Source organism: Ruegeria sp. BI7, from assembly GCF_056537925.1.
The window spans coordinates 1,297,665-1,323,019 of the sequence record NZ_JBQFSK010000001.1; the positions used below are offsets into that span (position 1 = coordinate 1,297,665).

The following is a 25,355-nucleotide window of genomic DNA, read 5'->3' on the forward strand; positions in this document are numbered from 1 at the left end:
TGCTGCCGGATCAAGGCGGAGGCACAATCGTGATCCTCGACCGCTATTTCGCCCGTCGGTTCATGCAGAGCTTTCTGGTCATTGGCGGCATTTTTCTAACGCTGCTGATTCTGATCGATCTGGTCGAACAAGCCCGCCGGTTCAACTCAGAGGGGCTGTCCTTTGGCACACTGCTGCACCTGACCTTGCTGAATTCACCCGCAGCGATAAGCGAGATGCTGCCCTTGCTGGTCATCCTTGCCACCATTGCATTGTTCATCGGCTTGGCGCGCAATTCCGAACTGGTAGTGACACGCGCCATCGGGCGGTCCGGTATCCGGGCGCTGCTGGCTCCGGTCACGTTGGCATTGATCATTGGGACCCTCGCGGTGGCCTTGCTGAACCCGATCACCGCCGCCACGTCCGAGGAGTACCGACGCCTGTCTGATGCCTACAAAGACAAAGGCAACTCGGCGCTGTCGATCACCAGCGAGGGGCTTTGGTTGCGGCAGGGTTCGGAAAATGGGCAATCGGTCATCCACGCGCGCGGCACCACAAATGCGGATGCGTTGGAACTAACCGGCGTAACGATCGTTACATTTTCGCCGGATGGTAAACCAACACAGCAAATCAATGCCAATCGGGCACAGCTGTCGAACGGGTCTTGGATATTGCACAATGCCAAGATCTGGTCTCTGGCGGATGATATGAACCCCGAGGCGACGGCTCAAACACATCAGCGCATCGAAATTCCCACCACGCTGACGCGCCAACGCATTCTGGACACGCTGGGCCAGCAGGATTCCGTATCCGTCTACGACTTGCCACAGCTTATCCGTGATCTCCGCGAAGCCGGATTTTCCACCAAGCAATATGAGGTCTGGTTGCAGGTTCAACTTGCGCGGCCGCTCTTTCTGGTGGCCATGGTGATGATCGGCGCGGCCTTTACCATGCGCCATGTCCGTTTTGGTGGCACCGGTATCGCGGTTCTGTCCGCAGTGCTTTTGGGATTCTCAATCTACTTCGTTCGCAACTTTGCCCAAATACTCGGAGAAAACGGTCAATTGCCAATCTTCGTCGCAGCCTGGGCTCCGCCCTTTGCAGCCATTCTTCTTTCCCTTGGCCTTCTTCTCCATGCGGAGGACGGCTGATGCGGCTCATATCAAGTCTTTTGCTGTCCGGCGCTGTGGCTCTGGCAATGCCAACAGGTGCCGCCGCCCAGACCCAATCAGCCCCTGGCCCGGCGCAGGACACCCAGCAAGAGGACCAGCCCGCCCTGCTGGTGGCTGACGAAATCTTCATCACACCCGAACGCGTGCTGGTGGCTGAAGGCAATGTCGAAGCTTTTCAGGGTGACATCAAAATCACCGCTGACCGCATCACCTATGACCGCGATACCGGCGCGCTTACGCTGGAGGGGCCAATCCGTATCGATCAGGCCGGTGATACGACAATCCTGGCGGACTCGGCCGAACTGGATGACGGTATTCAGAATGGCCTGCTGATCGGCGCGCGGATGGTGTTCGACCAGCAGGTGCAGATTGCTTCGGTTCAGGCCACGCGCGCGGCGGGCAGGTATACGCAGTTCAGCAAAGTTTCGGCCACCTCGTGCCATGTCTGCGCGAATGGCAAACCGCCGATCTGGCAGATCCGCGCCCGCAAGGTCACGCATGATCAACTGGAACGGCAACTCTATTTTGAAGGGGCGCAGCTTCGGGTGCTGGATGTGCCAGTGTTCTATTTCCCCTATCTGCGACTGCCGGACCCGACGCTCGAGCGGGCCACCGGGTTCTTGGTACCGTCGATCCGAACCACCTCGCAGTTGGGCACTGGCGTCCAGGTGCCGTATTTCATCAAGCTGGGTGACCACAAGGATCTGACACTGACGCCCTATGTCTCGTCCAAGACCAATACACTTGGGTTTCGCTATCGACAGGCCTTTAAAAGGGGGCGCATCCAGCTTGAGGGCGCCTATACCCGCGATGATCTGCAGCCGGGTGAGGATCGCGGTTACCTGTTTGCCAATGGCTGGTTCAACCTGAACGACGGTTATCGGTTCCTTTTCAACATCAGAACAACGTCAGACGATGCTTATCTGGCCGATTATGGCCTGCCAGATCTGGATCGGCTGCGTAGCGAAGTTGCGCTGGAACGGATCAAACGCGACACGGCGTTCCGTACCAGTTTCACCCACTATAAAACCCTGCGCGATAGCGAGGAACAGGACGAAATCCCGTCACGGATCTTTGATCTGTATTATGAAAAGCGTCTGTTCCCGACCTCTGTGGGCGGCGAGGTTCGGTTGGGCTTTGTTACTCACGCGCATGAACGTACCAGTGACGAGGATATCGTCGGACGGGACGTTGCTCGTGCCACCTTTGATGCCGAATGGCTGCGCGACTGGACTTTTGCGTCGGGCCTTCGGGCCGAGGTGCGGGCCGGTGCGTCGGTCGATGCGTTTAACATTCGTCACGACAGCGATTTCCCTGACAACGTAACGCGCACCACGCCACGTGCGGCTTTGACGCTGCGTTATCCGATGCGCAAGCGCGAGTCATCAGGGGCGACGCAGATATTGGAACCGATTGCCCAGATCGGCTGGACTCATGTCTCGGACGATGACGTGCCAAATGACGAAAGTACGTTTCAGGAATTCGATCAGGGTAACTTGCTGTCCCTGTCCCGCTTTCCAGCCCCCGACCGGCGCGAAGACGGCGTGACCGGCGTTGTGGGCCTGAACTGGTCCCGCTATGCAGCCGGCGGCTGGCGGGCTCTTGCCACGATAGGTCAGGTGTACCGTGCAGATGCTGACCCCAGTTTCAACCTGACCTCGGGCTTGCAGGGGACAACCTCAGACTTGCTGCTGGCAGGTCAGATTCAAACTAATAACGGCTGGCGTCTGGCCGGCCGTGGCTTGTTGAACGGAGATTTCAGCTTTTCCAAAGCCGAACTGCGGGTCGGCTGGCAACAGCCGCGGGTCGGCTTCACCGGAAGCTATGGCTGGCAAGAGCCGGACCCGGCTGAAGGTATCGACGACGAGATTTCCGAAGTTCGGTTGACCGGACGTTACCGGGTGGATCAGAACTGGAACACACGGGCCCTGGCGCGCTATGACCTAAGCGAATCCGAACCGATCCGCTATGGGTTGGGGGTGACGTATCAGAATGAATGCGTACAGGTTAACATGAATGTCAGTAGGCGCTTTACTTCATCATCAAGTATTGAGCCTTCGACAGAATTCGGCTTTACCGTAGCCTTGACGGGGTACTCCGTTAACAGTGGCGGCCAACAGTACAAGAGAAGATGCAGTTGATTTCAGGTTTCACCAGTTTCCTCCGCTCCGGTTGGCTTAAACCGGTCGCCCCAATGCTGATCGGGGCTGCGCTGGCTTTGACGTCGCCACAAGCTGGTGCCCAAAGCCTGTTTTCGCCCGCGATCAAGGTCAATCAGGACATCATCACCTGGTACGAGCTGTCACAACGGCAACAATTCCTGACCGCACTGGGTGCCCCCGGTGCGTCCGACGCCGAAGTCCGTGATGCGCTGATCGACGAAAGGCTGCGTCGCCAGATTATGCGCGAGGCCGGAATCCAGGCAGCCCCCGAAGACATTCAGGTCGGCATCGACGAATTTGCCGCGCGTGGGCAATTGTCGACTGACCGGTTCCTGCAACTGCTCGCCGATCAGGGTGTTGATCGCGAAACCGTTCGGGATTTCGTGGCCGATCAGGTTGCTTGGCGCGACTATGTCAGTGCGCGTTTCCTGTCACAGGCTCGCCCGTCCGAGGACGAGATCAACCGCGCCCTGGGTCAAACTGACAGCGGTGGCCTGCAGGTGCTGCTGTCCGAAATCATTATCCCAGTGAACCAGCAAACCATTGCCCAGGCTGATCTGCTTGCCCAAGAGATTGCCCAACTGCAGGGGTTTGACTCGTTTTCCGCCGCAGCCACACAATACTCAGCGGCAGCCACCCGCGATAATGGTGGACGACTTGACTGGCTGAGCCTCACCAGCCTGCCGCCAGCACTGCAACCGGTGATCCTGGGTTTGAAGGACGGAGAGATCACACAGCCGCTTTCGTTGCCCAACGCCATTGCGCTGTTCCAGATGCGCGGACTGCGTGAGGTCGCGACCAGCGCGACCAACTATTCCGAGATAGACTACGCGATCTATAATATGGCCGGTGGCCGTAGTTCTGAAACCCTGGCACGGGCGGCCAAACTCAGAGAAGAAATTGACACCTGCGATGACCTCTACGGCATCGCCAAGGACCAACCACCAGAAGTATTGCAACGGATTCAGGCCAGCCCCGGTGAGATTCCGCGTGACGTGGCGCTGGAGCTTGCCAAGCTTGACCTGAATGAGGTGTCCACCACGCTGACCCGCAACAATGGCCAGACCCTGATGTTCCTGATGCTCTGCACCCGCACCCGTGATCTGGGCGAAGAGACTTCGCGAGTGGACGTTGCCAACGCGCTGACGCAACAACGTCTCGAGGCTTTTGCTAACAGCCTTGTGGCGCAGCTGCGCGCCGAAGCAAACATCGTCGAGCAATGACATTCCCGATCGCGCTCAGCTGTGGTGACCCGGCCGGAATAGGCCCGGAAATCGCAGCCAAAGCGTGGTCGGACCTTCGCGACACATGCCCGTTTTTCTATATCGGTGACGCGACCCACTTGCCGTCGGGAACGCCGGTTGTTCGCATAACTGACCCGTCCGAATCTGTTAAAATCAGCGCCTCGGCACTGCCGGTTCTGCAACTGGACTTTCCTGCACCCAATGTCCCCGGCCAACCCGATCCGGCCAACGCGCCCTCAGTCATCGCCGCTATTGAGCGCGGTGTTTCGCTGGTGCAATCCGGTGCGGCCTCGGCGCTTTGTACCGCGCCGATCCACAAGAAAGCCCTGATCGACGGCGCCAGCTTCGCTTATCCCGGCCATACCGAATTTCTCGCCGCCCTCGCCGGTCGGGACCGGGTGGTCATGATGCTGGCCAGCGCGCAATTGCGCGTGGTGCCCGCAACCATCCATATCGCGCTGTCCCAGGTGCCTTCGGCTCTGACTCCGGAACTGCTGCGCGACACCATCGCAATCACCGTCCAAGGACTGCGCAATCAATTCGGTATCGCGCATCCTCGTATTGCCATCGCGGGTCTGAACCCCCACGCCGGTGAAGGCGGGAAGATGGGCCATGAAGAGTTGGACTGGATCGCGCCCCTGATCGCCGACCTCCCTGACGACAGCTACACTGTTACCGGGCCACACCCTGCCGATACGATGTTCCACGCCGCTGCGCGCGCCCGTTATGACGCAGCGATTGCGATGTATCACGATCAAGCACTGATCCCGATCAAAACGCTGGATTTCGATCGCGGGGTCAACGTGACGCTTGGCCTTCCCTTTATCCGCACCTCACCCGATCACGGCACCGCACTGGATATCGCAGGCCAAGGCACCGCCACACCCACCAGCCTGATCGAAGCACTGAAGCTGGCCCAACGCATGGCACAAAGCGCTTGACCCTTCTGTTGGCTGAAAATACCCCAACCAAAGGCAAAATCATCGGCGCACCCCGCGTCACGGCAACCGGATCATGAGTGCAATCGACAATCTCCCTCCGCTACGCGAAGTCATCGCGACCCACCAGCTTTCGGCCCGCAAATCGCTGGGGCAGAATTTTTTGCTGGACTTGAACCTGACGGCCAAGATCGCGCGTCAGGCCGGAAATCTTACGGAATGCGACGTGTTGGAAATTGGCCCGGGCCCCGGAGGCCTGACCCGTGGGTTGTTGTCAGAGGGCGCACGCAAGGTCGTGGCGGTGGAAAAAGACACACGCTGCATCGCGGCCATGAACGATATCGCAGCCGCCTATCCCGGTCGGCTTGAGGTGATCAACGGCGATGCGCTTGAAATCGACCCGCTGGCCCATCTGGCCCCGCCAATCCGCATTGCCGCCAACCTGCCCTATAATGTCGGGACCGAGTTGCTGGTTCGCTGGCTTACCCCGCCGGAGTGGCCGCCCTTCTGGCAGAGCCTGACCCTGATGTTCCAGCGTGAGGTGGCCGAGCGTATCGTCGCCCAACCTGGCAGCAAGGCCTATGGCCGCCTCGCCATCCTCGCCCAATGGCGGGCCGAGGCGCGGATCGCCATGTCATTGCCGCCTGGTGCCTTCACCCCTCCACCCAAGGTTTCCAGCGCCGTTGTTCACCTGACCGCCCTGCCCGAGCCGCGTTATCCGGCCGATGCTGCCACACTGTCACGCGTCGTCGCGGCTGCCTTTAACCAGCGCCGGAAAATGCTGCGCTCATCGTTAAAAGGCGTTGCATCGGATATCGAAGACAGGTTGCTCGCAGCTGGCATCCAGCCCACCGAACGGGCCGAACAGGTCCCGCTTGAGGCGTTTTGTGCTTTAGCGCGCGAAGTCAAAAAAAGCTAAGAGTAAAAGAAAAAGCCCCGGATTAATCCGGGGCTTTCGCAATTTCGCAGTCTTTTTTTATTCCGCCGCTTCTGGCGCATCCCCATCCGTTTTAGGGGCATCCTCAACCGGTGCAGCCTTGGGCTTGCGCGCACGCGGGCGGCGTGCAGGTTTTTCTTTCTTCTCCGATTTCTCGGGCGCATCGACCACCGGGGCGGCATCTTTGCTTTCCGGGGTCTCGACCAGACCGGATTCGGGGGCGGAAGCTTCGGCTCCGAAATCCATCACGTCGGGTTGCGGTGCCTCGGCGGGATCGGCCTGACGGGCCGCTTCGCGCTCCTGTCGTTCGGCACGTTCCCGGTCACGCTCGGCCTGACGTTCGCGATTCTGGCGCTCTTGCTCTTCGCGGCGCGCTTCGATTTCGCGCTGCGCCTCGCTGAGCAGACGCAGATAATGCTCGGCGTGCTGCTGAAAGTTCTCAGCTGCCACACGGTCGTTACCTAGCTGGGCGTCGCGCGCCAGCTGGTTGTATTTGTCAATGATCTGCTGGGGCGTGCCGCGCACCTTGCCTTCGGGGCCTGAACTATCGAAAACCCGGTTAACAACGTTGCCGCCAGAGGGGCGATTGCGGTTATTCTTGGCCCGCGAGCGGGATTTAGAAGATCTCATCGTACTTTACGTCAGCCTTGTCATTCGGTGCCGATCAAGTCGCGTCCTGCACTGCTCAATGGCATTAGCCGTCACGCGATGTCGACTTTTTTGGGCTTGGCGTCAGGGGCCCGCTGAAACAGCGTCAACCTCTCCGACTAACTCTGAGTAAGCATGTCCAGCGCCTACAGACAAGAGGTTTGTCCAAAAATTCGCAGCTTTTTTACATTGATCGGCGCATTTCAGCCTCATCTTGCGCCAATTTTACGGCATTCTGGCGACAACAACACGATCTCGACCGTCCAGATCGGGGATAACGCCTGCATCAACTAGCCCAGCCGCTTGGAAAAGGGCTGCAACGGCCTTACCCTGTGTCGGTCCGATTTCAACCAGAATCCGCCCGCCGGGCATCAGAAAATCCGGGGCCGAGGCGGCAATATGGCGGTATGCGCCCAGCCCGTCCCCTTCGTCCGTCAGTGCCATGCGCGGTTCATGTTCACGCACCTCGGGGGACAGGTCCTGCATCTCCTCCAGCGAAATATAGGGCGGGTTTGCAACAATCAGGTCAAACAACCCTTCGATATTTTCAAACCAATCCGAGCGTAAAATCTCGACCCTGTCCTGCACCTGATGCTGCACCGCATTGGCGCTGGCTTGCAGACAGGCGGATTCGCTTAGATCCGCACCGATACCCGAAGCACTGGTGCGCTCGGCCAGCAGAGTAATCAAGATACAGCCAGAGCCTGTGCCCAAGTCCAGAACATGATCGAACGGTTCGCTTAACGCCGCCTCGACCAGAGTCTCGGTTTCAGGGCGCGGGTCCAGCACATCTCGGCTGACACGGAACCTGCGACCATAAAACTCGCGCTCTCCCAGCAAGTGCGACACCGGCACGCGGATAGCCCGCAGCGAGATCAGGTGATCGTACCGTTCGGCAATCTCGGGCGACAGTTCCTCGGGTGCAATCAACGTGACTCGGCTGGCCTCTATCCGTGCGGCATGGGCCAGCAAAACCCGCGCATCACGTGCCGGATCATCGACTCCAGCAGCGCGCAAGCGGGCGGTGGCGGCAACCATGGCCTGGGCGGCAGTCAACGCAGCGATCATTGTGCCATCTCGGCCAGCAGGCGGGCCTGGCCGTCAGCGGTCAGCGCGTCGATCACCTCATCCAGATCGCCCTGCATCACCTGATCCAGCTTATAGAGCGTCAGGTTGATGCGGTGATCCGTCATCCGCCCCTGCGGAAAATTATACGTCCTGATCCGCTCGGACCGGTCGCCCGAGCCTACCTGACTGGCGCGATCAGCGGATCGTTCGCTGTCGATCCGTTGGCGTTCAAGATCATACAGGCGCGTTTTCAGGACCTGCATCGCTATTTCACGGTTGCGGTGCTGAGACTTCTCGGAACTCGTCACCACCAGACCGCTGGGCAGGTGTGTGATCCGCACAGCCGAATCCGTCGTGTTAACGTGCTGCCCGCCCGCGCCCGAACTGCGCATCGTGTCGATGCGAATGTCATTGGCGTCGATCTGAATGTCCACATCCTCGGCCTCGGGCAGAACCGCCACGGTGGCTGCCGAGGTATGAATCCGCCCACCGCTTTCGGTTTCGGGTACTCGCTGAACGCGGTGTACACCGGATTCGTATTTCATGCGGGCAAAGACATTGTCGCCCTTGATGTGGGCCACTACCTCTTTAATACCGCCAAGGTCCGAGGCTTGCTCTTCAATGATCTCAAACTGCCAGCCGCGCGCTTCGGCATAGCGTTGATACATGCGCAGCAGATCGCCCGCGAACAACGCAGCCTCATCCCCGCCCGTTCCAGGGCGGATTTCCAACATCGCTGGACGCGCATCGGCCTTGTCCCGCGGCAACAACGCCAGTTGCAGGGCTTGTTCGGCCTGCGGGATACGGGCCTGAAGCTCGGGGATTTCTTCCTCGGCCAGCTCTTTCATGTCGGGATCGGCCAGCATCGTTTCAGCCTCGGCCAGATCGGCGACCAGCTGACGCCACGCCATGATCTGATCCACGACCGGCTTCAGATCAGAATACTCCTTGGCCAAGGCCGCAATATCCCCGCCCGAGGCGCCATCTGCCATGGCCGCTTCGAGATACTGGAATCGCTGAGTTATCTGTTCAAGGCGTTCTTCGGGGATCATCCGCGCGGTGTCTCTTAATCCGGCGCTTTGGTCAAGAGCCGTCCCTGTGCTAAGCTGACGCTATGACACGTTTGGCACTTGTTATTTTGTTGTGCGCAGCCCCGGCCATGGCCGATGTGGTCGGTCCCGGAGGCAAGGTACAGGACTGCTATTGCACCGACAAATCCGGAACGCGCATCGAGTTGGGTGAGATGATCTGCCTACAAGTCGATGGCCGCATGTTCACCGCCCAGTGCCAAATGTCCCTGAACGTCCCCATGTGGCGCGAAGTGCAAGAGGGGTGTTTGTCGTCAGAACTGCAACTTGGTCAACCACCCATCAACCCGGTTTCTGTTTACCCCGAAATCTCGCCGACCGAATCTTAATCGTCCATTAATGCGCAGAATATCTCCATCCTGCTGAATCGTTGTGTAATCTGGGAAGCCAAAAGCCTTGCTGCGCGTTATGTAGGTGACCATCCCCTCTCGCACGGATCCCGCCAGCAGGTAGGTTCGGGGAGTATCTGTCACGATTTCATGCAGACGCGCAAAACGGTCGGGGTCACTTTCGATCACCCGAAACACGCCGCCCGGCATATCGCGATCCGTGTCTCCGACAGGGGCGACGTGCCAACGATTGGGGTCTGATGGGGCTAAGCGAATGGCAGCCATGGCGATCAAGCAGGCAACCAATCCCCAAAAAAACATTCTTTTCATCCCGATCCCATCGCTTTGCAAAACAATATTCGGATCGCTGGTCGTGGCAAGGCGCCACTGCCCCTATCGTGACGTCACGCCAGGTAGAATGCACAACATCTCGAACAGCAGGTTCGCCGCTGTCAGTGCGGTGTTGCCGGTAGCGTCATACGGAGGGGAAACCTCGACCAGATCACAGCCCACCACATTCATACCCGCCAGCGCGTGGATTAGCTGTAACGCCTGTGGCGTGGTCAGCCCGGCAATCTCGGGCGTGCCGGTGCCTGGGGCGATAGAGGGGTCCAGGCTGTCGATATCGTACGAGATGTAAACCGGATGCTCGCCGATCTCTTTGCGAATCTGGGCACCTGTCACGGTCAGATTTTGCTGCCACAGCTCCCAAGCAGGGAATTGGCGAAAGCCCCAGCCCTTAGCCTCGGTAAAATCCGATGCTGCGTAGCCCGAGCCGCGAATGCCGATCTGAAAGGTTTTATCAGGGACGATCAGCCCCTCTTCGTAGGCGCGGCGGAAAACCGTGCCATGCGTTTCTCTTTCACCAAACATCTCATCATTCACGTCTGCATGGGCATCGACATGGACCAGTGCCACCGGCCCGTGTTTGGCAGCGATTGACCGCAGGATCGGCAGGGTGATCGAGTGATCGCCCCCCATTGCCACCGGCGTCACACCCTGTGCCAGGATGGCATCATAGCTTTCCTTGATGATTTTCAGACTGTCGGCCAACGAGAATGTATTGATCGCAAGATCGCCGATATCCGCGATTTGAAGGCTGTCGAACGGGGCCGCAAACGTGGCCATGTTATAGGGCCGGATCATCGCACTTTCGCTGCGGATTTGCTTGGGTCCGAACCGCGTCCCCGACCGCCACGAAGTGCCTATGTCCATGGGAATCCCCAGCACCGCCACGTCCAACCCGGCAAGCGAATCCACCTGCGGCAGGCGCATAAACGTGTTCGGTCCCGAAAACCGCGCCAGATCATTGCCGCTGATGGGTTGGTTATATTCTGTCATTCCCGTCATTCTCCCGTCCGGCCTTTTGGTTAACCAGATATCGGAAAGATGCCTAACCAATGGTTAAGCCTGTTGAATTAATCCGAGACCAGCTTATTCCACCCCAGCAGACAAATGATCTGCGTCGCCACATGCGCGCCCGCAATCGCCGTGGCACCGGACGTATCAAAAGGCGGAGAGACCTCGACCACGTCCCCCCCTTTGATGTTGATGCCGGCAATGTCGCGCAGGATGATCTGCGTTTGTATCGAAGTCAGCCCACCCCAGACGGGCGTGCCGGTGCCGGGGGCGAAGGCCGGGTCCAGACCGTCGATGTCAAAGCTCAGGTAAACGGGGCTGTCGCCCAGAATACCCTTGATCTTTTGCGCCACGGCGGCAGGACCAGATTCATACACCTCGCGCGCATCGATGATGTTGACGCCCAACGTGTCCTCATTCGTAGTGCGAATACCCACCTGGACCGAGCGATTGGGGTCCACGATCCCCGATTTCACCGCCTTGTAGAACATCGTCCCGTGATCGACACGAGACATATCATCATCGGCCCAGGTGTCTGTATGCGCATCGAATTGCAGTAGCGACATTGGCCCGTACTTCTCTGCATAGGCTTTTAGAATCGGAAAGCTGATATAGTGATCTCCGCCCAACGAAACCGAGGCCACGTCGGCCGCCAGAATAGTACGGATATGATCCGTCAACGTATCGGGAAAGGCCGGGATATTGGCGTAGTCATAGGCCATATCTCCGTAATCCACGATTGCCAATTCGCTGAGCGCGTCGAAGGGCCATCCATAGGGCGCATCCGGCGATTGCAGAGCGCTGGCCTCGCGGATTGCGCGGGGGCCAAGACGGGTTCCGGGGCGGTTGGTCACGGCCTGATCGAACGGCACGCCGGTCACGGCGATATCTACGCCCTTCAGCTCTTTGGTATAGAGCCGCCGCAGGAATGACGTCGCACCACCGAACGTATTTTCGAATGACAACCCTTTGAGGTCCGGATTGGTGAAGGCCTCATCTACTTGATTTTTTGCGTCTTCCAGTGACATTTCTTCCCCCCTTCAGCCCAAAGGCTGCGCCTTTTCGACGATCCGTGCAAAGAACGAGGCGCCAACCGGCGCAATCTCGTCATTGAAGTTGTATTTGGGGTGATGCAGTCCTGCGCCCTCACCCTGCCCCAGGAACAGATATGCGCCGGGCCGAGCCTGTAACATATAAGAAAAATCCTCGGCCCCCATCTCACGCCCTGCGTTGGCGGTTACCCGGTCAGCGCCCGAGATGTCGCGCGCGACATCGGCTGCGAAACCAGCCTTTTCGGCGTCGTTTATCGTGGCGGGATAGTTCTTTTCATAGTCCAGCCGCGCCGTGACCCCATACGAGGTCGCCTGTCCCTGCACGATCTGTTCCATCCGCTCTATCACCATCTTCTGAACAGCAGGGTCAAACGTCCGGACTGTACCGTTGATGAAGGCCGTATCAGGGATCACATTGTTCACCGTTCCCGTGTGGATTTGCGTGACCGAGACCACCAGATCATCCAGCGCATAGTGGTTGCGGCTGACAATAGTCTGTATCGCTTGCGCGATACCACAGGCCGCCATCACCGGATCGCGTGTTTCATGCGGCATGGCGCCGTGGCCTCCGACGCCCTGAATATGAACCTCGAACGTGTCCACTGCCGCCATGATTGGCCCCGGCGTGGTGTAAAAGGACCCTTCGGCAAAACCGGGCGCGTTGTGCAGCGCATAGACCTGAGAGATATTGAACCGATCCATGATCCCCTCTTCGACCATGACACCGGCCCCGCCGCCCTCTTCTTCGGCGGGCTGAAAGATCAGCGCCACGCGACCGCGGAAATTCCGCGTCTCTGTCAGATAGCGTGCCGCACCCAAGAGCATCGTGGTGTGCCCGTCATGCCCGCAGGCGTGCATCTTGCCGGGGTTTTTGGACGCGTAAGATACGCCTGTCTCCTCAGGGATCGGCAAGGCGTCCATATCGGCGCGCAAGCCGATGGTCGGCCCCTCACCCTGCCCATTGATGATTGCCACTATGCCCGTCTTGGCAATGCCCTCATGCAGCTCATCCACACCGAACTCGCGCAGTCGGTCGGCGACGAAAGCAGATGTTTCGTGACATTCGAACTCTAATTCAGGGATCGAATGCAGGTGCCGGCGCCATGCGGCCATATCGGCAGAGAAATCGGCAATTCGGTTGACGACGGGCATCTGGGGTGGACTCCTGATCCTGACTGCGGAATGGATGCATCTGACACCGGAACGAAAGGGTTCGCAATGGCCGAAAATCCTCTGATCCACGACAGCGATGCGGGTATCGAGCGTTTGCTGGAAATCATGCGCCGCCTGCGCGACCCGGAATCAGGCTGCCCGTGGGATATCGAACAGGATTTCGCCACCATCGCCCCTTATACGATCGAAGAAGCCTATGAGGTCGCCGATGCCATCGAACGCAACGCCTATGACGAACTGAAGGGTGAGCTGGGTGACCTGCTGTTCCAGTCCGTCTTCCACGCGCAAATGGCTGAAGAGGCTGGACATTTCACTTTTCAGGACGTGGTGCGCACCATGTCGGACAAGATGGTCGACCGCCACCCGCATGTGTTCGGCGACGAATCCCGCGACAAATCTGCGGAACAGCAAACGGTGGATTGGGAAACCATCAAGGCAGCCGAGCGTGAGGGCAAGGAACAAAAAGGCGCTTTGGACGGTGTGGCCGCGAACCTGCCTGCCCTGTTGCGCGCCCATAAGCTGCAAAAACGCGCCGCCCGCGTGGGATTCGACTGGCCCGATGCCAGCCATGTACTCGCCAAGATCACCGAAGAGGCAGCTGAGCTGGAAGAGGCCCGCAACAGCATGGATACCGATGCGTTAGAGGACGAGTTTGGAGATTTGCTGTTCGTGATGGTCAATCTGGGCCGTCACCTGGGCATCGAACCCGAAGCCGCCCTGCGCCGTACCAACGCCAAGTTCACGCGGCGGTTCGAACAGGTCGAAGCACGTCTTGCCGCGCGCGGGAAAACACCGTCGCAAAGTAATTTGGCCGAAATGGATGAGCTGTGGGATGAGGTGAAGATCGAAGAGCACCGCGCCAATGGCAAACTCCCGCCTGTGGACGCCGCGACCGAGGCCTGAAACCGCTGGACAAGTGGGATGACACTTGCGAGTGTCCGCGCTTCAAGACCCCGGAGGCAAATCATGGCACCGCGCAAGATCATTATCGACACTGACCCCGGTCAGGACGACGCTGTCGCAATCTTGCTGGCGTTGGCCAGCCCTGATGAGATCGACGTGCTGGGCATCACAGCTGTTGCCGGGAATGTGCCGCTGGAACTGACCGCCAAAAACGCGCGGATTGTTTGTGAACTGGCCGGGCATACGCATATCCCCGTTTACGCTGGATGCGACCGTCCGTTGAACCGCGCTTTGGTCACCGCGGAGCATGTGCATGGTAAGACCGGGCTGGACGGCCCTGTCCTGCCCGATCCGGAGATGCCGCTGGCTGATGGGCACGCGGTCGACTTCATCATCGACACCCTGCGCGCGCAGGAACCGGGGACGGTGACGCTCTGCCCGCTGGGGCCCTTGACCAATATCGCCACGGCCTTTCAGAAAGCGCCCGATATCGTCGAGCGCGTGCAGGAAATCGTGCTGATGGGTGGCGCGTATTTTGAGGTGGGCAACATCACGCCCACCGCTGAGTTCAACATTTACGTTGATCCGGAAGCCGCTGAAATTGTGTTTAAATCTGGCGTTCACATCGTAGTGATGCCGCTGGATGTCACCCATGACGCCTTAGTCACGAAACATCGCAACGATGCGTTCCGTGCACTCGATTCTAAAGTCGGCCATGCGGTTGCCGATATGACGGATTTTTTCGAACGCTTCGATAAAGAAAAATACGGCTCAGAGGGCGCGCCGCTGCACGACCCCTGCGTGACCGCATATCTGATCCGGCCCGAACTATTCTCGGGCCGTCACGTCAATGTGCAGATCGAAACGCAATCCGACCTGACCCTTGGTATGACCGTCGCTGATTGGTGGCGCGTGACGGATCGTCCCCCCAATGCCATGTTCATGGGGGAAATCGACGCTGATGGATTCTTTGACCTGCTAACAGAAAGGCTGGCCCGCCTATGAGCGCCGCGCTGAAACTCGCCCGTCCCACAGATCTGGATCGCCTGATGTCGCTGGTCGCGGCCTTTCACGCCGAGGCCGGAATTGAACAGGACGCCGATCAACGTCGCGAGGCTCTGGCCCCGCTTCTTGAGGGCATCCCCCACGGGTGCGTCTATCTGATCGGACCCGGCCGCGCACCGCTGGGTTATATCGTGCTGACCTTTGGCTGGTCGGTCGAATTTGGCGGTATGGACGGCTTTGTCGACGAGATTTACATCCGCCCCGCAGTTCGTGGTCGCGGGATCGCCACCGAAGTCTTGCTGGACCTGCCCAAAGCCCTTGCCGGGGCAGGATTGACCGCATTGCATCTTGAGGTCGACCGGACCAATGAAGCTACGCAAAGACTGTATCTGCGTACCGGTTTCAAAGCACGAGACCGCTATGTGTTGATGAGCAAGCCGCTTTAGCGCGCCTCAACGCCCATATCGAATCCAGGAATGTCCATATCCATCACCGGGTCAGTGGACGACGCCTGTATCCCCGATACCGGATAAGTCCCCGGCCCCGAGCAGGCCGCCAAAAATACAGTGCTGATCACTGAAACTACGAGAAGGAATTTCGAACCAGTCATGGTGTGCCCCCTTTTCTGTAATGCAGGCACAATAGGTCAGCTCAAATTGAGACAAATAGGAAAAAGTTCACACATAACGCAAATTATGCTGAAAAAATTTGAGGGTTATGCTTTTTCCATGCGTTAACAACAGGAAAGCGGCGCAAAACAATTCGGCTAAAAGGTCTTTCTTATCCGTTCCGCTACAATTTCATCTCGAAAAACAGCAGATGACCCTCGGCGATTTCCGGAATCTCGGCGTATGCGTCCCGCAGAACGAACCCCATTGAGAGGTAAAGTCGGGTCGCTGTCTGCAATGGTTTGCCAGTGTCCATGCGGATCAGGTCAAACCCCTGCTGGCGACATTGCTGGATCAAAGACAGCATGATGGAACGACCTGCCCCCGTACCGCGGGCGCTGTCCTGAACGAATACGCGCTTGATCTCGGCCACGCCCGGCTCGATCGTGTGGAACATGCCACATCCAACGGGCTGATCACCGATCAGCGCAAGACGCGCGCCACCGTTCGGCGGGCTGTGTTCGGCCTCAATGACCTCCATCACACGGGCATATTTATCCTGCGAATAGATGGTATGAACAATACGTTGCGACTTTTCATCCAGCGTCAGGAGGAAATCGCGGTATTCCCAACACAAACGCCGGACCGCATCAAAGTGGTCCGGCGTTCTGGGTTCTATGATGCTAAGCAACTGCCGATCCTCGATAAGGTACGAGGATCAGAATAACACTCAGCGCTTAAGGATCGAAGCCCCGGCGTATTCGGCAACTTCGCCCAACGATTCCTCGATACGGATCAATTGGTTGTACTTGGCCAACCGGTCCGATCGCGCCAGCGAGCCGGTCTTGATCTGACCGCAATTGGTCGCCACGGCTAGATCGGCGATGGTTGCATCCTCGGTCTCGCCCGAACGGTGCGACATCACGTTGGTATAACCCGCGCGGTGCGCCATATCGACGGCGCGCAGGGTTTCGGTCAACGAGCCGATCTGGTTCACCTTGACCAGCATCGAATTGGCGCAGCCGCGGTCGATCCCTTCAGCCAGACGTTCGGGGTTGGTCACGAACAGGTCGTCGCCCACCAGTTGAACACGGTCACCGATGGCATCGGTCAACGCCTTCCAGCCGTCCCAATCATCTTCGGACATGCCGTCTTCGATCGAGATGATCGGATAGTCTTTGACCAGCGCCGCCAGATACTCGGCGTTTTCTTCGGAGGTTAGCGAGATATTCTCACCCGACAGAACGTATTTGCCGTCGCGATAGTATTCAGTGGCAGCGCAGTCCAGCGCCAGGTGGATTTCTTCACCCGGTTTATAACCCGCCTTTTCAATGGACTGTAGGATGAAATCCAACGCTTCGCGGGTGGATGCGATGTTGGGGGCAAAGCCGCCCTCATCGCCCACACCAGTGGCTAGACCAGCAGCCGATAGTTCGCGTTTGAGGGTGTGGAAAACTTCGGACCCCATGCGCACGGCTTCGCGGATATTTGCGGCCGAAGTTGGCATGATCATGAATTCTTGAATATCGATCGGGTTGTCCGCGTGCTCACCCCCGTTGATGATGTTCATCATCGGCACTGGCAGAACACGAGCCGAGGTGCCACCCACATAGCGATACAGAGGCTGCGTGGTGAAATCCGCCGCTGCCTTAGCCGTGGCCAGCGAAACACCCAGAATGGCATTGGCGCCAAGCCGACCCTTGTTCTCGGTTCCGTCCAGTTCGATCATGGCGCCATCGATGGCAACCTGCTCGGTGGCGTCAAATCCCACCAGTTCTTCTGCAATCTCACCGTTCACGGCGGCGACGGCTTCAAGCACGCCCTTGCCCAAATAGCGCGATTTGTCACCGTCACGCTTTTCCACCGCTTCATAAGCGCCGGTCGACGCGCCCGAGGGCACAGCGGCGCGGCCCATTGTGCCGTCTTCCAGAATCACGTCGACCTCAACGGTCGGGTTGCCCCGGCTGTCCAGAATTTCGCGTGCGTGGATGTCGATAATGGTGCTCATGAGGCCCGTTCCTGTGGCTGCAATCAGTTGCACGCCTCATACCATCACCGGGCAAAAAGTAAACCAGTAATGTTATCGCTAACATGTATATCCCCGGCCCTTTAGGGCTAACAATTACCTGTTTGCGCCAACGTGCGACGATCCGTCAGGCTGCAACCGCCAGTTCACGGGCCAAACGGCGTTCGCGAACAAAGGTGTACATGCCCGACCCCATGATCAACGTGGCCCCGGCCAGCGTCATCAGGTCCGGGCGTTCACCGAACATCAGCATCCCCGCGGCGATCGAGAAGATCAGCCGGGTATAGCGGAAGGGCGTCAGGGCCGAAGCCTCACCAATCCGCATGGCGATGACGATGCCGTAATAACCCAGAAAACCAAAGCCAACGGCACCCAGATAGGGACCGATCTGCCAAGTATTTAAAGGCACAACGGGTTGTGCGGAAAACACCATCAACGCCACGCCAGCAAATGCCACGGCGACATAGGCCTGCAGGGCGACCACGGACGAGGCCACGCGAACATCCAGCTTACGGGTGATCAGGTCGCGCGCAGCGATGGCAAGCACACTGGCCACGACAAACAACGACTCGGGTTGAAACCCGGCCAGCCCGGGGCGGATAATCATCAGCACGCCGATGAAGCCGATGCCAATCGCGCTCCACCGTCGCCAGCCGACATGCTCGCCCAGAAACAGCGCGGCCCCCATGGTGACGGCCAGCGGCATCGCCTGAAACACAGCAGCCACGGTGGACAGATCGACCAGAGACAGCGCGGTCACAAAACTCAGCGCCCCAACCGCTTCGGTCCCGGCGCGCATCAGAGGCAGAGGCTGCCACGCCACCGGATCAAGGATACGTTTGCGCGTAGCCAATGACATCACGACAAAGGCCAGGCTGCAGATCACACCCAACACAACCATGATCTGACCGGTCGGCACTGTCACCGACAGATGCTTGATGAACATATCTTCAAGCGCAAAAGCCGCCATCGCGCCGACGACCAGCAAAATGCCGTGTACGTTGTTCATGACCGTGTCCGTTGAATCCTGCGGCCCCAATGCCGCTTTTCTCAGCAAAATCGCAAGAAAGCCGTTCAGGCAAGCATTATCCGCCCGGAAAGCATGAATTCCCGTGCGCCTGTCGTTCGCGTTTTGTGATGAATCAGTCCTGTTCCAGCGGCACGCCGTACAGTTCCAGCCGGTGGCCTTTCAGCTTATACCCCAGCTTGGCCGCGATCTTTTCCTGCAACACTTCGATCTCGGGGTCGACGAATTCTATCACCTTGCCGGATTGCATATCGATCAAATGGTCATGATGATCACGCTCAGCATCCTCATACCGTGCGCGCCCGTCACCGAATTCCAGCCGGTCAAGAATCCCCGCTTCTTCGAACAGTTTGACAGTGCGATAGACCGTGGCGATCGAGATGCCCGAATCCACTTTCGAGGCACGGGCATACAGTTCCTCAACATCCGGGTGATCCTCACTTTGTTGCAGCACCTGCGCGATTGTGCGGCGCTGGCCGGTCATGCGCAGACCTTTTGATTCACAGCGGGCGATGATCGTATCGGACATAAGTGACCCTCAGAGTAGTTCGGGATTCTGTCTTAGTACGTCTGCGCGGATCGCGCCACAGGGGAATTGCGTCCTAGGCCACCCGTCTCAGGTCCGCCCAGATCGGCAGATGATCGGACGCTATATGCGCAGGCCGTGCGTCGTGCACGCCGTGGACGACCGCCTCAAGCCCTGCGCCCAGCGCGATGCGGTCAAGGGCCCCCAGGGGCTGTGCGGCCGGAAAGCTTGGAACCGGTGCCAAAAAGCGCATATCCGGGGCCAGATGGTCCAACACTGGCTGGCGCGACCATTCGTTGAAGTCCCCGGCCCAGACGGTGGGCATGTTGTCCAGATCATCGTCAAAGCGGCGGATGTGCGTGATCTGCTGGCGCCGGGATGCGGGCAACAGGCCCAGATGCATCCCCATCACGCGCAGCGGCCCGATTTGTGTGTCGAATTCCACACGCACGGCTCCCCGCGGCTCCAGCCCTGGCAGGTCGTGGTGCCCGGTCTGCCGAACCTGAATCGAATTTCCGCGCCAGATCACTGCGTTTCCATGCCAACCCAGACTGCCGGCCCCACCCAGATCAACGATCTGCCAGCCGGCCTCATCCAACATGAAATGTGGTAAGGCGGCAGGTCGGGGCGGCAAGCGTTTGTCGGCCTCTTGCAACACCACGATATCAGCCTGCATGCTGTCGATGACCTGCATGATACGCTGGGGCTGCCGCCGAAAATCCAGACCCACACATTTCTGAATGTTATAGCTGGCGATACGCAGGGTTGATGGTTTAGTCATTGGCATCCTGTGTCTGACATCAAAGGCTCCTCGGCCACCCGGCCCCTATTTAAATTGTGTAATCATAAGGTTGGCGGGCTCACCCCCTTCGGCGGATGAGCTATGGCCTGTTCCCTTGACATCTTCGGCCCAAAACAAGTCACCCGTTTTGAAATCACGTATTTCGCCCGACCCCGCCTGAACACGGAACGTACCGGACAGAACCGTCGCAAGTTGGGGTTTCGGGGAACGGTGTTGAACCCCTTTCCATCCAGCAGGCAATGACAAGAAGGCAATACGCGCGGCATCGACCTCTTTTGAGACCAGAAACGGTGCGGCCGGGGGGCAAAGGTCTTGAGTTCGAAATCAATCTCACGATTTTCAAAATAAGACACACCGTCCGCGTCTTCCAACAAAATGGCGTAGCGCATTTTATGCTCCCTAAAACAAAACTGATTTTATCTGCAGTTCCCCCGGTTGCGTCCATTATGCAGCATTATGTGCCGATGGTAAGTCGCTTGGCATTATGTTCAGAAGAACGCCCACTAGACAGCTTAAAAACTAGACGTTCAAGATTTGATATTCGCTATGTCCCACAGAACGTCGCGTGGACCACTTCGCTTTCGGCCGGCGGATGTGTCAGGTCGGTTGCGTCGGGTTGATCCTCATAGGCTCGGGCAAGCACCGCGTTCAACCGATGGAACGGCGCAAAATCGCCTTGGACAGCAGCCTGTATCATCTGCTCGACCCGGTGGTTGCGCGGGATAAAGGCCGGGTTGGCGGCGTTCATCACCGCCTGCGGGTCATTTTCACGGGCCAACCGCGTCTGCCAGCCGTCGGCCCATTCATCATAAGCTTCGGGGTTCACGAACTGATCGCGGGCCTTGTCACTGCCCAGCGCACGGAACGTATTGGTGAAATCGGCACTGTTATGCGCCATCCGGGTCAGCAGATCGGTGATCAACGCCTCGTCGCCCTTATCCTCAGTCGTCAAACCGATCTTGGCGCGGAAGCGGGCAAGCCATTCCTGTTGGATCAGTCCCGGCATTGCATGCACGATCTCAGTGGCCTCTTGAACGGCGGCTTCGGGGTCCTCGACCTGCTGAATCAAAGAGGTCGCCAATTGCGCCAGGTTCCACACGGCGATGTCCGGCTGATTGGAATAGGCATATCGTCCCATCCGGTCGATTGAACTGAAGACCGTATTCGGGTGATAGATGTCCATGAAGGCACAAGGCCCATAGTCGATGGTCTCGCCAGCGATCGAGAAGTTATCGGTGTTTATCACCCCGTGGATAAACCCGACGCTCATCCATTGCGCAATCAGCCGCGCCTGCGCGTCCCGGACCGCGCGCAGCAGGCCCATTGGACCTTCGGCCTGCGGATAGTGTCGGGCAATGGCGTATTCGGTCAGCCGCTTCAAGCTGTCGACCTGCCGTCGTGCGGCAAACACCTGAAACGTCCCCACGCGCAGATGGCTTTGCGCCACGCGGGTCAGCACCGCGCCCGGCATCGGGCCTTCGCGCAAGACGATCTCTCCTGTCTCAACCGCAGCCAGCGCACGGGTGGTCGGGATGCCCAGCGCGTGCATCGCCTCGGATACCAAATATTCGCGCAGCACTGGCCCAAGCCACGCGCGGCCATCGCCCTGGCGGCTGAACGGGGTTTGTCCCGAGCCCTTCAACTGAATATCCCGTCGCACGCCGTCTGTTCCGATCGTCTCACCCAGCAATACCGCACGCCCATCGCCGAGCTGCGGGTTGTAGGTGCCGAACTGATGGCCGGAATAAAGCTGAGCAATCGGCTCGGCCCCTTCAGGCAGGGCATTCCCGGCGAAAACCTCGGCCATTTCCTGCACATCGCCCGGAGTTACCCCCAGAACGCGGGCCAGATCTTCATTAAACGCAATCAAACGCGGAGCACGCACCGGCACCGGCACTTGCCGGGCAAAAAAAGTGTTGGGAAGACGGGCATAGCTGTTGTCAAACGGGATATTCAAGGTCATGCGGCAAACATATGGTGGATACACGTAAATACCATAGCGGATCGCACGCCTGCGTGCATAATCACCACAACCAAGCAAGAGGCCCCAATGACCGCGCAAGAGATCGTCGACCACCTTCAGTTGCAGCGCCACCCCGAGGGCGGTTGGTTCCGCGAAACTTGGCGGGCCGATAACGAAGGCCGCGCCACCAGCACATGCATCTATTTCCTGCTGCAAGCAGGTGAGCACAGCCACTGGCACCGCGTCGATGCGACCGAGATCTGGCTGTATCATGCCGGCGCGCCACTGACCCTGTCTCTCAGCGCCACCGATGACGGCCCTGCTACCGATCACCTGCTGACCCCCGACCTGACCAAAGGCGCGCCACAATTGGTTGTACCCAAGAACCACTGGCAATCAGCGCAGTCGACTGGAGAGTACACACTGGTCAGTTGCACCGTCTCACCCGGGTTCGAATTCGACGGCTTTGTGCTGGCCGCGCCGGGGTTCGACATCGCGCGCGGGTAAGTCATGGATCACCGCGCACTTATAGCGTCGATCCCGCCCGAGGCGAAAGACAGCCTTCAGCAACGATCCAATGCGGCCGGGCTGAAGCATTTGGCGGCGTATGGCATAGTACTGGCGGGCACCTCTGCCTGTATCGCATTGCGCGTGCCGCTTTGGCCTCTGTTTATCCTTCCCCAAGGCATACTTCTGGTTTTCCTGTTTACGCTCAGTCACGAGTGTACGCACAAGACACCGTTTCGCAGCAGCTGGCTGAACGATGTCATCGGGCATCTGGTTTCGATCCCTATCGCCCTGCCCTTTACGTGGTTTCGCTATTTCCACCTGGCGCATCACAAATGGACCAACCACCCGGAAAAAGACCCGGAACTGGGCGGCAAACCGCGACCCGGAAATTGGCGAGACCTGCTGATCTATCTCAGTGGCTGGCCGTACTGGAGCGGGATGGCAAAGGTTCTGGTACAAAACGCCTTGGGCCGGATCGACGCGCCCTACCTGCCTGCCCGCCAACACCACGCCATGCGTATTGAGGCGCGGCTATTGCTGGTTCTCTACGTCCTTGTCGGTCTCAGCCTGCTCTATTCTTCAGTATTATTCTGGCTATGGATTCTACCGGTGCTGATCGCGCAACCCTTCTTGCGCCTCTATCTATTAGCCGAACATGGCCTCTGCCCCTCAGTCGCCAATATGCTCGAGAACTCTCGCACCACTTTCACCAACCGCATCGTCCGGTTTCTGGCCTGGAACATGCCCTACCACGCCGAACACCACGCTTTTCCCAACGTGCCGTTCCATCAATTGCCCGCGCTGCACGATTGGACCCGGGCACATTTGAAATCGACTTCTGAGGGGTATTCCGATTTTTCGCTGGATTACATGAAATCCCTGAAGTGAAAATCCGTCTTCCAGTGACCCTGTGACCTCCGACAAAAAAGCTGGTCAAAGTCACCCCCTATCCAACCGTTCAATTGGATGGGGTCAGGACAGGAGGCGTATCGAAACGGTTGCGCCAGGCCACAAGGCACAATACTGGATCGTCCTGCGTTTCCATTGCATGCGGCTGATTGCTTTCGTGATACACAGTGCCGCCTTCGCCGAGGTTTTCACTCGGACAGCCCTCGCGATTGAACACGCCAGTTCCTGAAATCACCATGTACATTTCTTCTGCTGGATGATGATGCCACGGATAGTAGAGCTGAGGCGGCATGTGAACAATCCAAAGCCAGAGTTTGTTCGATAAGAACGGCCCTCCTGCTCCGACGATGGAATAACATCCAAAATTATTCAGGAAACAATCGCCGATATCTGTGTATTTGTAGGTTTCTCGCCAAACCGCGTAAGGTGCTGCGTTTACGATCGCATCCTGCAGGCGAGCATAGGTTTGTGATACCAGCCCCGCCTCCTGCCGCAACACGTCGCCACACGGGAGATGATATGGCTCAATCTCCTGCCTTTGAATGTCATCTGGAAACGGTGCGAACGACGTCATCTGGGGATGGCTGACATATGCATCCCGAGCTTGTTGCAGTAGATTCTGGTAGACGCCTTCTTTGCTCATAAAGAGCGAGGATAACCAGTTTTCAGACTTGGGTTTGTCTGCATGCGACATCGAATGCAAATTTTGCTGCCGAGCGACACGAAAGCCTATCATCTGAGGTTCCAGCCAAATTCCCTTCAGCCAGCAGCACCCATCGAAACCGTACTGACAACTCCTCCCCCGACAAGAGCTTTAACCCCAGTTGTTCCAGGGCATGATGTCGGCAACCCACGTGCCACGCGTACTGCGAGATAGGCGAAGGCCTGTGCCTCGAGCATGTCGCCGTCCAACCCTACCGCTTCGACCGGCTCGACCGGGCAGTCCAGTGCGACGCGCAGCATCTCCATCAGCACCGGGTTATGCCGCCCGCCGCCAGTGACCAGAAGACGCGCAGGCGGTTTGGGGCAATGTTCCATCCCCTGCAGCACGCCCGCCGCACACATGCCGGTCAGTGTGGCCACCGCGTCGGCGTCGTTTAGCTCCTGAACCAACCGGATCATCTCGGCAAAGTCGTTCCGGTCAAGAGACTTAGGGGGCATTCGGGTAAAGTAAGGCTCAGCCAGAAACAGTTCGAGCGCGCCCATCTCGACCGTGCCGCCACGCGCAACCGCACCATCGCGGTCCATCGGCAGGCCCAGACGCGCCTGCATCAGGTCATCAACGGGTGCATTGGCGGGACCGGTGTCAAAGGCCAGCAGAGCTCCGGGCGCTTCCGGGCCGTCAAAGCCGGGGTCCACATAAGTCAGGTTTCCCACCCCGCCGAGGTTCAAAAAACACAGCGGTTGGGTCGCCCCGATCCATTTAGCGCAGGCAAAGTGAAAGAATGGTGCTAGGGGCGCACCTTCCCCCCCCATCGCCACGTCGTCACTGCGGAAATCCCAGACGACCGGCACGCCTAAAGCCTGCGCCAACCCCTTGCCGTCGCCCACTTGTAACGTACCCCGCCCATGTGGTTCGTGCGCCAGAGTCTGCCCGTGAAAGCCGATCAGATCGATCTCTTCAAATTCCGAGAGCGCCTCGGCGTGCGCAATGGTAACCAGCTCAGCCGCCTTGTCCACGTCCGGGCCGTGCCATTGACCCAGCGCCGCGCGCAGATCGCTGCGCTCGGCCTCGGTATAGGCGCGATAGCCGCTTGGGCCAAAACCGATGATGTGATGCCCATCGGTTTCCACCACCGCAGCATCCACACCGTCCAGCGACGTGCCAGACATTGCACCCAGGGCTTTGATCGGCCCGCCTTTCCTGATGGCCCGGTTCACGCTCACCTCATTTATCTTGTTTTATGGCGCTCAACCTGCCTGTTCA

At 58.5% G+C, this 25,355-nt stretch carries 28 protein-coding genes; 11 read left to right on the forward strand and 17 right to left on the reverse strand.

Annotation, left to right across the window (positions count from 1 at the left end):
- The first annotated feature begins 29 nt into the window (after positions 1-29).
- From lptG to rsmA, 5 genes are all read left to right on the forward strand, one after another.
- Positions 30-1,130, forward strand: a complete 1,101-nt coding sequence (gene lptG, locus ACR0JB_RS06470; protein ID WP_170348940.1) for an LPS export ABC transporter permease LptG — start codon at positions 30-32, stop codon at positions 1,128-1,130.
- Complete coding sequence (locus ACR0JB_RS06475) at positions 1,130-3,292, forward strand: LPS-assembly protein LptD (protein WP_170348941.1); 2,163 nt, start codon at positions 1,130-1,132, stop codon at positions 3,290-3,292. Before lptG ends, ACR0JB_RS06475 begins: the two co-directional genes overlap by 1 nt.
- Complete coding sequence (locus ACR0JB_RS06480) at positions 3,283-4,536, forward strand: peptidylprolyl isomerase (RefSeq protein WP_480789763.1); 1,254 nt, start codon at positions 3,283-3,285, stop codon at positions 4,534-4,536. The genes ACR0JB_RS06475 and ACR0JB_RS06480 overlap by 10 nt, the downstream gene beginning before the upstream one ends.
- Positions 4,533-5,498, forward strand: coding sequence for a 4-hydroxythreonine-4-phosphate dehydrogenase PdxA (gene pdxA, locus ACR0JB_RS06485; RefSeq protein ID WP_170424718.1), 966 nt, complete (start codon positions 4,533-4,535; stop codon positions 5,496-5,498). Before ACR0JB_RS06480 ends, pdxA begins: the two co-directional genes overlap by 4 nt.
- A gap of 73 nt (positions 5,499-5,571) precedes the next feature.
- Positions 5,572-6,414: a 16S rRNA (adenine(1518)-N(6)/adenine(1519)-N(6))-dimethyltransferase RsmA gene (gene rsmA, locus ACR0JB_RS06490; RefSeq protein ID WP_170396049.1), complete on the forward strand. Its 843-nt coding sequence runs from the start codon at positions 5,572-5,574 to the stop codon at positions 6,412-6,414.
- 57 nt (positions 6,415-6,471) lie between these two features.
- On the opposite strand, the gene ACR0JB_RS06495 is transcribed toward rsmA, so the two are convergent.
- From ACR0JB_RS06495 to prfA, 3 genes are all read right to left on the reverse strand, one after another.
- On the reverse strand, positions 6,472-7,062 hold the full coding sequence (locus ACR0JB_RS06495) for a DUF4167 domain-containing protein (RefSeq protein WP_170348945.1): 591 nt from the start codon (positions 7,060-7,062) through the stop codon (positions 6,472-6,474).
- A gap of 243 nt (positions 7,063-7,305) precedes the next feature.
- Positions 7,306-8,148 (reverse strand): peptide chain release factor N(5)-glutamine methyltransferase, encoded by an 843-nt coding sequence (gene prmC, locus ACR0JB_RS06500; protein WP_170375656.1) that lies wholly within the window; start codon positions 8,146-8,148, stop codon positions 7,306-7,308.
- Positions 8,145-9,200 carry a peptide chain release factor 1 gene (prfA, locus tag ACR0JB_RS06505; RefSeq protein ID WP_170396051.1) on the reverse strand — a complete coding sequence of 352 codons (1,056 nt, stop codon included), beginning with the start codon at positions 9,198-9,200 and terminating at the stop codon, positions 8,145-8,147. The genes prmC and prfA overlap by 4 nt, the downstream gene beginning before the upstream one ends.
- Positions 9,201-9,262: 62 nt before the next feature.
- Between prfA and ACR0JB_RS06510 the strand changes: the two genes are divergently transcribed.
- Positions 9,263-9,565: a hypothetical protein gene (locus ACR0JB_RS06510; protein ID WP_170396053.1), complete on the forward strand. Its 303-nt coding sequence runs from the start codon at positions 9,263-9,265 to the stop codon at positions 9,563-9,565.
- Here the strand turns inward: ACR0JB_RS06510 and ACR0JB_RS06515 are convergent.
- The 4 genes from ACR0JB_RS06515 to ACR0JB_RS06530 form a co-directional block, all read right to left on the reverse strand.
- On the reverse strand, positions 9,491-9,895 hold the full coding sequence (locus ACR0JB_RS06515; RefSeq protein ID WP_170396055.1) for a DUF1499 domain-containing protein: 405 nt from the start codon (positions 9,893-9,895) through the stop codon (positions 9,491-9,493). The genes ACR0JB_RS06510 and ACR0JB_RS06515 overlap by 75 nt on opposite strands.
- A gap of 63 nt (positions 9,896-9,958) precedes the next feature.
- A complete protein-coding gene (gene speB / locus ACR0JB_RS06520) occupies positions 9,959-10,906 on the reverse strand; it encodes an agmatinase (protein WP_170348950.1) in 948 nt (315 codons plus the stop codon).
- A 77-nt stretch (positions 10,907-10,983) separates the two neighbouring features.
- Positions 10,984-11,952 (reverse strand): agmatinase, encoded by a 969-nt coding sequence (speB, locus tag ACR0JB_RS06525; RefSeq protein WP_170396060.1) that lies wholly within the window; start codon positions 11,950-11,952, stop codon positions 10,984-10,986.
- Between the two features lie 12 nt (positions 11,953-11,964).
- A complete protein-coding gene (locus ACR0JB_RS06530) occupies positions 11,965-13,128 on the reverse strand; it encodes a M20 aminoacylase family protein (protein WP_170396062.1) in 1,164 nt (387 codons plus the stop codon).
- 66 nt (positions 13,129-13,194) lie between these two features.
- Here ACR0JB_RS06530 and mazG point away from each other — a divergent pair, with 66 nt between their 5' ends.
- From mazG to ACR0JB_RS06545, 3 genes are all read left to right on the forward strand, one after another.
- Positions 13,195-14,052, forward strand: coding sequence for a nucleoside triphosphate pyrophosphohydrolase (mazG, locus tag ACR0JB_RS06535; RefSeq protein WP_170505630.1), 858 nt, complete (start codon positions 13,195-13,197; stop codon positions 14,050-14,052).
- A gap of 63 nt (positions 14,053-14,115) precedes the next feature.
- Positions 14,116-15,057 (forward strand): nucleoside hydrolase, encoded by a 942-nt coding sequence (locus tag ACR0JB_RS06540; protein ID WP_480789764.1) that lies wholly within the window; start codon positions 14,116-14,118, stop codon positions 15,055-15,057.
- Positions 15,054-15,503 carry a GNAT family N-acetyltransferase gene (locus ACR0JB_RS06545; protein WP_170348955.1) on the forward strand — a complete coding sequence of 150 codons (450 nt, stop codon included), beginning with the start codon at positions 15,054-15,056 and terminating at the stop codon, positions 15,501-15,503. Before ACR0JB_RS06540 ends, ACR0JB_RS06545 begins: the two co-directional genes overlap by 4 nt.
- On the opposite strand, the gene ACR0JB_RS06550 is transcribed toward ACR0JB_RS06545, so the two are convergent.
- From ACR0JB_RS06550 to ACR0JB_RS06585, 8 genes are all read right to left on the reverse strand, one after another.
- Entirely contained in the window at positions 15,500-15,667 is a 168-nt protein-coding gene (locus tag ACR0JB_RS06550; protein ID WP_170505625.1) for a hypothetical protein, read from the reverse strand. The two genes, ACR0JB_RS06545 and ACR0JB_RS06550, sit on opposite strands and share 4 nt — an antisense overlap.
- A gap of 182 nt (positions 15,668-15,849) precedes the next feature.
- Positions 15,850-16,356, reverse strand: a complete 507-nt coding sequence (locus tag ACR0JB_RS06555) for a GNAT family N-acetyltransferase (RefSeq protein WP_480789765.1) — start codon at positions 16,354-16,356, stop codon at positions 15,850-15,852.
- A gap of 39 nt (positions 16,357-16,395) precedes the next feature.
- On the reverse strand, positions 16,396-17,673 hold the full coding sequence (gene eno / locus ACR0JB_RS06560; protein ID WP_170396072.1) for a phosphopyruvate hydratase: 1,278 nt from the start codon (positions 17,671-17,673) through the stop codon (positions 16,396-16,398).
- Between the two features lie 145 nt (positions 17,674-17,818).
- Positions 17,819-18,700, reverse strand: coding sequence for a DMT family transporter (locus tag ACR0JB_RS06565; RefSeq protein WP_170396074.1), 882 nt, complete (start codon positions 18,698-18,700; stop codon positions 17,819-17,821).
- 133 nt (positions 18,701-18,833) lie between these two features.
- The gene (locus tag ACR0JB_RS06570) at positions 18,834-19,247 is read right to left on the reverse strand and encodes a Fur family transcriptional regulator (RefSeq protein WP_170396076.1); all 414 of its coding nucleotides are present in this window, start codon (positions 19,245-19,247) and stop codon (positions 18,834-18,836) included.
- 73 nt (positions 19,248-19,320) lie between these two features.
- Positions 19,321-20,031, reverse strand: coding sequence for an endonuclease/exonuclease/phosphatase family protein (locus ACR0JB_RS06575; protein ID WP_170375677.1), 711 nt, complete (start codon positions 20,029-20,031; stop codon positions 19,321-19,323).
- A gap of 56 nt (positions 20,032-20,087) precedes the next feature.
- Complete coding sequence (locus ACR0JB_RS06580) at positions 20,088-20,435, reverse strand: hypothetical protein (RefSeq protein ID WP_480789766.1); 348 nt, start codon at positions 20,433-20,435, stop codon at positions 20,088-20,090.
- A gap of 155 nt (positions 20,436-20,590) precedes the next feature.
- Positions 20,591-22,009: a protein adenylyltransferase SelO gene (locus ACR0JB_RS06585; RefSeq protein WP_480789767.1), complete on the reverse strand. Its 1,419-nt coding sequence runs from the start codon at positions 22,007-22,009 to the stop codon at positions 20,591-20,593.
- Positions 22,010-22,096: 87 nt separating this feature from the next.
- Between ACR0JB_RS06585 and ACR0JB_RS06590 the strand changes: the two genes are divergently transcribed.
- Both ACR0JB_RS06590 and ACR0JB_RS06595 read left to right on the forward strand, forming a co-directional pair.
- Positions 22,097-22,516 carry a cupin domain-containing protein gene (locus ACR0JB_RS06590; protein ID WP_170577677.1) on the forward strand — a complete coding sequence of 140 codons (420 nt, stop codon included), beginning with the start codon at positions 22,097-22,099 and terminating at the stop codon, positions 22,514-22,516.
- Positions 22,517-22,519: 3 nt separating this feature from the next.
- Complete coding sequence (locus ACR0JB_RS06595; protein ID WP_170577675.1) at positions 22,520-23,407, forward strand: fatty acid desaturase; 888 nt, start codon at positions 22,520-22,522, stop codon at positions 23,405-23,407.
- Positions 23,408-23,477: 70 nt separating this feature from the next.
- Here the strand turns inward: ACR0JB_RS06595 and ACR0JB_RS06600 are convergent, their stop codons facing one another.
- Both ACR0JB_RS06600 and ACR0JB_RS06605 read right to left on the reverse strand, forming a co-directional pair.
- A complete protein-coding gene (locus tag ACR0JB_RS06600) occupies positions 23,478-24,164 on the reverse strand; it encodes a dimethylsulfonioproprionate lyase family protein (RefSeq protein ID WP_170396086.1) in 687 nt (228 codons plus the stop codon).
- Positions 24,165-24,187: 23 nt separating this feature from the next.
- Positions 24,188-25,261: an anhydro-N-acetylmuramic acid kinase gene (locus ACR0JB_RS06605; protein WP_254428473.1), complete on the reverse strand. Its 1,074-nt coding sequence runs from the start codon at positions 25,259-25,261 to the stop codon at positions 24,188-24,190.
- Between the last annotated feature and the right edge of the window lie 94 nt (positions 25,262-25,355).